Origin of the sequence: Amycolatopsis keratiniphila subsp. keratiniphila (assembly GCF_001620365.2) — a bacterium.
In the GTDB taxonomy this organism is placed as follows: Bacteria; Actinomycetota; Actinomycetes; order Mycobacteriales; family Pseudonocardiaceae; genus Amycolatopsis; species Amycolatopsis keratiniphila.
In genome coordinates, this window is sequence record NZ_LQMT02000007.1 from 141,519 (window position 1) to 149,645 (window position 8,127).

Consider the following 8,127-nt stretch of genomic DNA (forward strand, 5'->3'; position numbering starts at 1 on the left):
AGTGGCTTTCGCAACCTCACCGGACAACGCCCCCGACATTTGGTCCTCTAAATGCGGAAAGGCGAGTCACTCGCCGTCGGCATCGAGGCCGTCCCGATCGGCCCATTCGAGCAGGGTGTCGAGCGAGTACGCCGTGTCGTCGATGCCCGCGTGCAGGTCGCCGAGTTCGGCGAAGCGCGCGGGCACGGTGGCGATCGTGAAGTCGCGGGGATCGACGTCGTCCACCTCGTCCCAGCGGATCGGGGTCGAGACGACGGCTTCGGGCACGCCGCGGACCGAGTAGGCGCTCGCGATGGTGTGGTCACGGGCGTTCTGGTTGTAGTCCACGAACAGCTTCGACGGATCGCGGTCCTTGCGCCACCAGGTCGTGGTGACGTCGTCGGGCATCCGCCGCTCGACCTCGTGAGCGAAGGCGAGCGCCGCCCGGCGCACCTCCTGGAAACCCCACCGCGGTTCGATCCGGACGTAGACGTGCATGCCGTGCCCGCCGGAGGTCTTCGGGAAGCCGGTGATACCGAGTTCGTCGAGGATCTCGCGGACGGTGCCGGCGACCTTCCGCACGGTGGAGAACGGGCAGTCGGGCATCGGGTCGAGGTCGATCCGCCACTCGTCGGGGCGTTCGGTGTCGGCACGGCGGGAGTTCCACGGATGGAACTCGACGGTCGACATCTGCACCGCCCAGATCACGTCGGCGGGATGGGTGACGCACAGTTCGTAGGCGTGCCTGCCGGACGGGAAGTCGACGCGGACGGTCTGCAACCAGTCGGGGGCACCGTTCGGGACCCGTTTCTGGTGGACCTTCTCCCCCGCGACCCCGGACGGGAAACGGTGCAGCATGCACGGCCGTTCCCGCAGCGCCCGCACGATCCCGTCCCCGACCGCGAGGTAGTACTCGACGAGGTCGAGCTTCGTCTCACCCCGCGCCGGGAAATAGACCCGATCCGGGTTCGAGACGCGCACCGTCCGGTCTCCGACCTCGATCTCCACCGCCGAGCTTTTCGCCATACGGGGAAACTAGCCCGAAAACCACCGATCCGCGCTCTGCCAGGACGATCGGCATGGCAGCGGGTCAGTGCGCCGGGCGTTCCGGAAGGCGCCCGCGATCACGACGACCGGAAGCGGTTCCTCGCCGGGACGACCGGTGGATCGCAGCGACCATGACCGCGAACACCGCGCCGAGGAAGGTCACGTCCACCGCGGGCACCCAGCGCACGTCACCGCCTTTGACCACATAGGCCCCGACGGGACGCGCGGCGAGAACGAACCCGCCGCCCTCACCTTCCTTGCCCTGCTCGCTGCCGTGCCCGCCGCCTCCACCGCCGATGACGCTCGCGGCCGGGATGATCACGACGCCGTCCTTCTCGACCGGCTCGCCGTAGACGCGCCGGACGGTGAGGTTGTCACGCATGACACCGACGATCTTCTCGAGTCCCATCGAGCTCAGCCTTCCTGAGGCAGTACCGACATCACTTCGGACACCGGGCGCAAATGCTCCTCCAGCAACCGCGACGCCTCTTTCGCGTCGTGGTCGTTCAGGGCGGCGACCAGTGCCCGGTGTTCCTCGTTGATCACGGTCAGCCGTTCCGGGCGGGCCTCCAGCGCGCGGACCGTGACGCGCTGCTGCCGCGAACGCAGGGTGTCGTACAGCTCGGTCAGGACGGTGTTGCCCGCGGCGTTCACGATGGCGCGGTGGAAGCGGCGGTCGAAGCCCGAGACGGCGAACCAGTCGCGTTCGGCGCCGGAGCTCCCCATCGCCTCGATGAGTTCCGGCAGTTCGGCCGGAGCGCCCGCCCGGTTCGCGCAGAGCGTCGCGATGGCGTGCCCTTCGATCAGCCGCCTGCTCTGGTAGACCTCTTCCAGCTCCCGTGCGGTGACGGTGCGCACCTGGGCACCCTTGCGCGGCAGCAGGCTGATGAACCGCTCCGCGGCCAACCGGTGGAACGCCTCGCGCACCGGCGTCCTCGACACGCCGACGACACCGGAAACCCACATCTCGTCGAGGAAGCGGCCGCCTTCCAGCTCGCCCGAGATGATTCCGTCGCGTAGCCACGTGTAGACCCGCTCGCGCGCCGGGCCGCCCCCTTCGGCGGTCACAGTCATCTCGTTCCCCCTCTATGCCGTCACTTTCCGCGACTGAGCCTACACCTGGACCCGCCAAGTATCCATCATGTATACAAGAGTTCCACTTATCGGAAGGGGTCCCATGGTGCACGTCGCGGTGGCGCAGTTCGCGCCCGGCAACGACAAAGAGGCCAACCTCGCCCGCGTCGCCGCCCTCGTCGGCGAAGCGGCCGACCGCGGTGCGCGGGTGGTCGTGCTGCCCGAGTACTCGTTGTTCACCGTACCGACGATGAGCCGGGAATTCGTGACCTCGGCCGAAGAACTCGACGGCCCGTTCGTCACCGAGCTGCGCGGGCTGGCGAAGGACCGGCAGATCACCGTCGTCGCGGGTATCAACGAAGCGCTCCCCGGCGGCGAGCGGATCTCGAACACCCTCGTCGCGGCCGGTCCCGACGGCGCCATCGCCGCGCTCTACCGCAAGCTGCACCTGTACGACGCCTTCGGTTTCCGCGAGTCGGAGCTGGTCCGGCCGGGCGACATCGAAGCGCCGGAAACGTTCGAGGTCGACGGGATCAACTTCGGTCTCCAGACCTGCTACGACCTCAGGTTCCCGGAGGTCACCCGCCGTCTGGTCGACGCCGGCGCGGACGCGGTGCTGCTGCCCGCGGAGTGGATGCCCGGTCCGCTCAAGGAGGACCACTGGACCACCCTGGTCCGAGCCAGGGCGATCGAGAACACGATCTACCTCGTCGCGTCGGGCCAGGCCGCGCCCGCCGGTTCGGGGCACAGCATGATCGTCGACCCGATGGGCGTGGTCGTCGCCTCGCTCGGCGAGCGCACGGGGACGGCGACCGGCGAGGTCTCCGCCGAGCGGATCTCCGAGGTGCGCGCCAAGAACCCGGCCCTGGAACTGCGCCGGTTCGCCGTCACCCCGAAGTCCTGAGTATCTTCTGACCCGGAGGTCCGTTCGTGAAGACACGCCCTCGGGCGTGGTGACGCGGCTTCCGTACGCCTGGGTGCCGGGTGGCCGCCCGGCACCCAGGCTCATTTCACGGCACCAAGAGTCCCCAGTGGACGGCCCACGGGACGAACAACGCCGCGCCCGCCAGCAGCAGGCCGACCCGGACTCCCCCGCGTTCCTTGCCCCGCCACCACGAAACGGCGGTCACCGCACCGGCGGCGACGACACCGACCGCGATCAGCTGCAACGCGAGCCAGGGCAACGTCCGTCCGAAAAGGACCGGACCCGGTGCCATCGCCGCCCCCATCGACAGGGCGATGTAGTAGACGAGGAACCCCGCCGTGGCGAGCGTCCCGGTCGACGCGAGCCAGCGCGCGGGCCCGGCGAGCGGAATGCTCTCGCGGCGGCGGAACAACGCCGTCACCGGATAGGCCGCGAAAGCGAGCAACGCCAGCGCCCAGACCCCGATCTGCACCCACGGCGCCTCGTACCAGGCGAGCGGTGCGAGGGCGACGCTCTGGCTCGCCTGGACCGGAGGCGGATCGGCCGACGGCCCCTCCTTCGTTCCGTTCACCCAGCTCGCCACGAGTTCGAGGTAGCCGGGAGCGAAGCCGTCGAGCTTGTCGAAACCGTCGGTGGTCCGCCGCAGCCCGTGCTGGGCCTGCGGGAACACCTTCAGCGTGTACTGACGGTTCCCCGCCCGGTCCAGCGTTTCCCGGAAGATCCGGACGGCCTCGCCGGGCGGGGTGAGCCGGTCCAGTTCACCCCACAGGCCGAGCACCGGCTGCCGCACCTTCTCCAGCACCGGCACCGGGTCGTATCCGGCCTCGGGGAAGGCGCCCGCCCCCGCGAGGGTGCGCATGTTGGTCGACGACACCATGTCCACCATCGAGCCGGTGACCCCGCCCCGCCGCAGATAGGTTTCGAGCGCCCACGCCTGCTGACGATCGGGCGAGACCCCGTTGGCGCCGACGGTGACCGCGAAAGCGACGTCCTTCGACCTCGACGCCGCCAACGGTGCGACCCAGCCCCCTTCGCTCAAGCCCCACACCCCGACCCGGGCGGGATCCACGCCAGGACGCGAGCGCAGCGCCTGCACGGCGGCGAGCGCGTCGTCGGCCAGGACCGAGTAGTCCCGCTCGAACAGCGAATAACCCTCGGTCCGCTTGTCGTAGATCAGGGTCGCGATTCCCGCCTTGGCGAAGGCTTCCGCCTCGGCACGGTAATCGTTTCGGTCGTGTTCGCCGGACCCGTGCACCATGACGATGCCCGGTGCCGGTCCGCCGCCCTCCGGCGCGACCACCGTTCCCCGCAGGGTGACCCCGTGGCTGGTGAACGCGACTTCGCCGTCCGGAGCCGCGGCCGGCAGCGGTGACGACACCGCCACGACGGCTGCGAGCACAGCGGCGATCATCGCCTGCTCACCCGGATCACCTCGAGTGACGGCGACGCGAGGATGTCCTTCTCGCAGTACCGTTCGGTGACCCACTGCTTGCGCGAGTACAGCTCCGTCTGGTCGCTGTGGTGCGCCGACTCGGGGTTCGCGGACTGCGAGTAGGTCATAATCGTCGTCGTGTCCGGGCAGCCGGTCCCGTTGAACGCCACGACGTGCAGGTACGTCCCGCCGTGCGTGAACTCGGTGTATCCACGGGCCGGATCCCAAGGCCCGCCGATGGTGTTGTAGACCCCGCGTCCCGCGGTTCCGCCGCCCAGCGGGATCTTCCGGCCGTCACGGACGACGTAGTGGTTGTCACCGTACGGCGCGTCGAGCGGGATCTTCGCCGCTCGCAGCTCCGCAACGGCGTCGGAGAGCGCCTTGCGGATCGCCGCGTTCCCCGTGTCGAGCGTGTTCGGCGTGTGGACCGGATCCTTGACGTCGAACGGGTTCTTCCAGATCTCCGGTCCCATCTGGTCCACGGCGGCCCAGAACCGGTCGAAGAGCAATGCGCCCCGGCTGCCGGCGTCCGACCGCCCGTCCCAGCCCGCCAGTGCCGCGCAAGCGTCGTCCAGTCCCGGCATCGTGCGGCACATCGCGACGACGTCGGCCCGGGTGAGTTCCGCGGCGTGGTCCCGGTTCGAGAACATCAGGTCCCGCATCGCTTGCCCCGTGAAACCGCCCTTTTTCAGCTGGTCGGCGATCTCGACGAGACCGGCGCGCGTCCGCATGTTCTGCTCGTACCGGACCGGGCCCACGATCCTGGGGAAGCCGGTCCGCGGCACGGTGGGATTGACCAGCCACGAGCTGTCGTTCGAGTTCGCCACGTAGTCCGACCGGCTCAGGCTCGGCAGGCTGGACGGCCCGAAAGTGCCCGGCCGCAGCGCGTCCCGGTCGCGGCCCCAGGCGCAGGCCGTCTTGGAGCCGTCGAGCACCGCGACCCCGTTGGCGTCGAACAGTTCCTTGCCCAGCGGCGTGTTGCAGCGCGCGGCCTTCTCGTCGGTGACGTGCGGGACCCCGTGGATCTGGCTGAATTCCACCCGGCCCCGGTCGTCGGTGGCGAGGATGTTCATCCACGGCAGCCCTTGCGTCTCGCGGACCGCGCCGATCATCTCCCCCGCCGTCCGGGCGCGGGCGATCGAGAACATCGAGTTCGTCATGCCGAGGTTCGTGGCGTTGGCGTCCGCGATGGCGAACGCGCTCGACGCCGTCCACGGCAGTTCGCGCTGCCCGAGCCTGGTCGTCACCGGGCCGTATCGCGTCGTCCACTGTGGATGTACGACGCGTTCCAGGCCGCCGTCCGCCTTGCGCGACAGCACACTCACGTCGGAACGCCGCATCCGCTCGGGCTTCCCGTCGACCAGGTACGTCGTCGGCGAGCCGGGCACGAGCTTCAGCTCGAACAGCGTGTACGTGCGCGTGGTGTCGGTGGCGGTGCCGCTCCAAGCCGCGGTTTCGTTGTGTCCCAGCCACATCAGCGGAATGCCGGGGATGCCGGCGCCGCTGACGTCGAGCTTGCCCGGCAAGGTCACCTGCGACTGCCAGAGCCTGGTCCCGCTCAGCTGCCACGGCAGATGCGGATTGGCCAGCGAGACACCTCGTCCGTTCGCCGACGCGGCCGAGCCGATCGAGATCGCGTTGCTGCCGATCCCGGTCTCCCCGAGCATCTGTTCGGTACCGCGACCCGCGGGCGGTGCGCCCGGCAGCGACGCGGTGATCGAGTCCGCGACGCCGCCCTGCCCGAAGATCATGCCGACCGCGTGGGCGTGCCGGTGGACGTCGAGTTCGGTGATCGGCTTCAGCCAGCCCGCACCCCGGCAGGCCGGGTCGGTGATCTCGCCGGTGCGCAGGTACTTGTTGACCCCCTCGACGTAACCGCGGATCAGCTCGCGGACCTCGCGGTACGGCCCGCGCGGCGCGGGCGCCGACAGGAGCCGCTCGACGGCACCGCTTTCGTTGAGCCCTTGGAAGTACAGGTCGCTCGCGAGGTTCGTGCTCGCCTGGCTCACCCCGCTCGTCGGCGGCGCGTCCGGCCCCAGCCAGCGGGAACGCTCGGCGCGCGTCGTGACCGCGACGTCCGCGATCGCGCAGATGTTGTCCTTGGCCGCGGCGAATCCCTGCCCGAAGCCCAGGCCCACCCAGTCGTTCGCGACGATGTGCGGGATGCCGAATTCGGTGTAGCGGATGGTGGCGTCCGACCGGGATCGCCCGTCCGGCGGTTGCGCGGCCGCCGCGGTCCCCGCCGCGAGCAGGCTCGCCGCGGCGCAGACGGCCGCGATTCTCTTCCAGAGCAGCATGCTGCTCCCCCTTTGCATGTGGAGTCGTTCGTGAAGACACGCCGTCGGGCGTGGTGACGCGATTCCGGTGGTCGAGTGGCCGCTCTCCCACCGGTTCTTCAGCTCCCTTCCTGCACCTCCCCGTCCGCGTCCGGGAACGCGGTCCAGCGCACGAGCACCTTCCGCGCGTCCGGGCCAGGCTCCGGCCGCCAATAGCGACGGAGCAGTTCCAAGTACTCGTCGAAGAACTCCTTGAGCTCTTCGAGGTTCAGATAGACCGAGCCTCGCGAGAACACCAGCGCGTCGCCCCATTCACCCAGCTCACCGCGACGTTCGAGGAAGGTCGCCAGCTGTTCGAGGTCTTCGGTGAACGCCGCCCGCTGCGCCTCGTCGAACACGGCGCGCATCTCGTCGTTCTGCTCGCTGTGCCGGGGCCAGCGGATGTCGCGCCGGCGGGCACGCCACCAGCGCTCCTTGCCGTGCGCGAGCTCCGGCGCCTCGTCGACGAAGTCGTATTTCGCCAGTTCCCGCAGGTGATAGCTGGTCGCGCCCGAACTCTCCCCCAGTTCCTTGGCCAGCTTGGTCGCCGTCGCGGGGCCGCGACCCAACGCCTCCATGATCCGGCGGCGCAACGGATGCATCACCGCCTTCAGCACGGCGGCGTCGGCGATCTCTTCAGGTGGCGGCGGACCGGTCATGACCCCAAGGTAGCCGTGCAAAGGTGATTGTGCAAAGGTCTCTTTGCACGCGGTTCAGACCACTCCACGAAGCGGTCGAGGATTCTGCTGACGTTTCGGTGAACTCAGCGTGAAATTGACAACTTCACTACGAAGGTCTTGTGCCGGGAGGACGAAAACTCGACAGGATCGCGGGTTTTTCGTTGCGTCGTCCCCAAAAACCGGTTGTATCGGATAGTTTTGCGCGGAGTCGACCTTGCGGGAGAGAACATGCCGAAGCACCGCCCTCGACAGACGGACAAGTTGTCCGCCCGGCACCGGACGGCCTTCGCGCTCGCCGGCGGCGCGCTCGCCGTGCTGCCCGCGGTCACCGCGTCCGCGGGCCCTGACGCCCCGATCGCCGCGCCGAAGCCGGCCGCGCCGCAGAACCAGGCCTCGGCCTGGCAACCGCCGGCGGGCACGGTCCCCGAGATCGCCGTCGACGGCAGCCTCCCCGAGCCGCCCACCCCGGACCCGCTGACCGTCCCCGGGCATTCCGGCAACGTCGGCGGCGCGTTCGCGCCGTCGGGCGCGCTCGGCATCCCCGCCAGCATGATGAAGGCGTACAAGAACGCCGCCGACATCCTCGCCAAGGAACTGCCCGGCTGCCACATCGACTGGGCGCTGATCGCCAGCATCGGCCGGATCGAATCGAACCACGCGCGCGGCGGTTACGTC

At 69.4% G+C, this 8,127-nt stretch carries 7 protein-coding genes and 1 pseudogene; 2 read left to right on the forward strand and 6 right to left on the reverse strand.

From position 1 onward, the window contains the following. Window positions 1-66: 66 nt before the first annotated feature. The 3 genes from ligD to AVR91_RS05025 form a co-directional block, all read right to left on the reverse strand. Window positions 67-1,005, reverse strand: a complete 939-nt coding sequence (ligD, locus tag AVR91_RS05015; RefSeq protein WP_063270829.1) for a non-homologous end-joining DNA ligase — start codon at window positions 1,003-1,005, stop codon at window positions 67-69. Window positions 1,006-1,069: 64 nt separating this feature from the next. Then, the gene (locus AVR91_RS05020) at window positions 1,070-1,435 is read right to left on the reverse strand and encodes a sporulation protein (protein WP_063270830.1); all 366 of its coding nucleotides are present in this window, start codon (window positions 1,433-1,435) and stop codon (window positions 1,070-1,072) included. A gap of 5 nt (window positions 1,436-1,440) precedes the next feature. Further along, window positions 1,441-2,100 (reverse strand): GntR family transcriptional regulator, encoded by a 660-nt coding sequence (locus tag AVR91_RS05025; RefSeq protein ID WP_211282631.1) that lies wholly within the window; start codon window positions 2,098-2,100, stop codon window positions 1,441-1,443. A gap of 103 nt (window positions 2,101-2,203) precedes the next feature. Here AVR91_RS05025 and AVR91_RS05030 point away from each other — a divergent pair, with 103 nt between their 5' ends. Then, the gene (locus AVR91_RS05030; protein WP_063270832.1) at window positions 2,204-3,004 is read left to right on the forward strand and encodes a carbon-nitrogen hydrolase family protein; all 801 of its coding nucleotides are present in this window, start codon (window positions 2,204-2,206) and stop codon (window positions 3,002-3,004) included. 106 nt (window positions 3,005-3,110) lie between these two features. Here AVR91_RS05030 and AVR91_RS05035 read toward each other — a convergent pair whose 3' ends face one another. The 3 genes from AVR91_RS05035 to AVR91_RS05045 form a co-directional block, all read right to left on the reverse strand. Next, a complete protein-coding gene (locus AVR91_RS05035) occupies window positions 3,111-4,436 on the reverse strand; it encodes an alpha/beta hydrolase family protein (RefSeq protein ID WP_083737389.1) in 1,326 nt (441 codons plus the stop codon). Then, entirely contained in the window at window positions 4,433-6,754 is a 2,322-nt protein-coding gene (locus AVR91_RS05040; RefSeq protein WP_063270833.1) for a penicillin acylase family protein, read from the reverse strand. Before AVR91_RS05040 ends, AVR91_RS05035 begins: the two co-directional genes overlap by 4 nt. A gap of 98 nt (window positions 6,755-6,852) precedes the next feature. Next, the gene (locus AVR91_RS05045) at window positions 6,853-7,431 is read right to left on the reverse strand and encodes an ArsR/SmtB family transcription factor (protein WP_063270834.1); all 579 of its coding nucleotides are present in this window, start codon (window positions 7,429-7,431) and stop codon (window positions 6,853-6,855) included. Window positions 7,432-7,680: 249 nt separating this feature from the next. Between AVR91_RS05045 and AVR91_RS05050 the strand changes: the two are divergent. Continuing rightward, a pseudogene (locus AVR91_RS05050) lies at window positions 7,681-8,127 on the forward strand (hypothetical protein); the annotation flags it as partial.

Coding starts and splice junctions, on each gene's coding strand:
- AVR91_RS05025 (WP_211282631.1), bottom strand. CDS start 2,100: ATGACTGTGACCGCCGAAGGGGGCGGCCCGGCGCGCGAGCGGGTCTAC.
- AVR91_RS05045 (WP_063270834.1), bottom strand. CDS start 7,431: ATGACCGGTCCGCCGCCACCTGAAGAGATCGCCGACGCCGCCGTGCTG.
- ligD (WP_063270829.1), bottom strand. CDS start 1,005: ATGGCGAAAAGCTCGGCGGTGGAGATCGAGGTCGGAGACCGGACGGTG.
- AVR91_RS05020 (WP_063270830.1), bottom strand. CDS start 1,435: ATGGGACTCGAGAAGATCGTCGGTGTCATGCGTGACAACCTCACCGTC.
- AVR91_RS05040 (WP_063270833.1), bottom strand. CDS start 6,754: ATGCTGCTCTGGAAGAGAATCGCGGCCGTCTGCGCCGCGGCGAGCCTG.
- AVR91_RS05035 (WP_083737389.1), bottom strand. CDS start 4,436: ATGATCGCCGCTGTGCTCGCAGCCGTCGTGGCGGTGTCGTCACCGCTG.
- AVR91_RS05030 (WP_063270832.1), top strand. CDS start 2,204: ATGGTGCACGTCGCGGTGGCGCAGTTCGCGCCCGGCAACGACAAAGAG.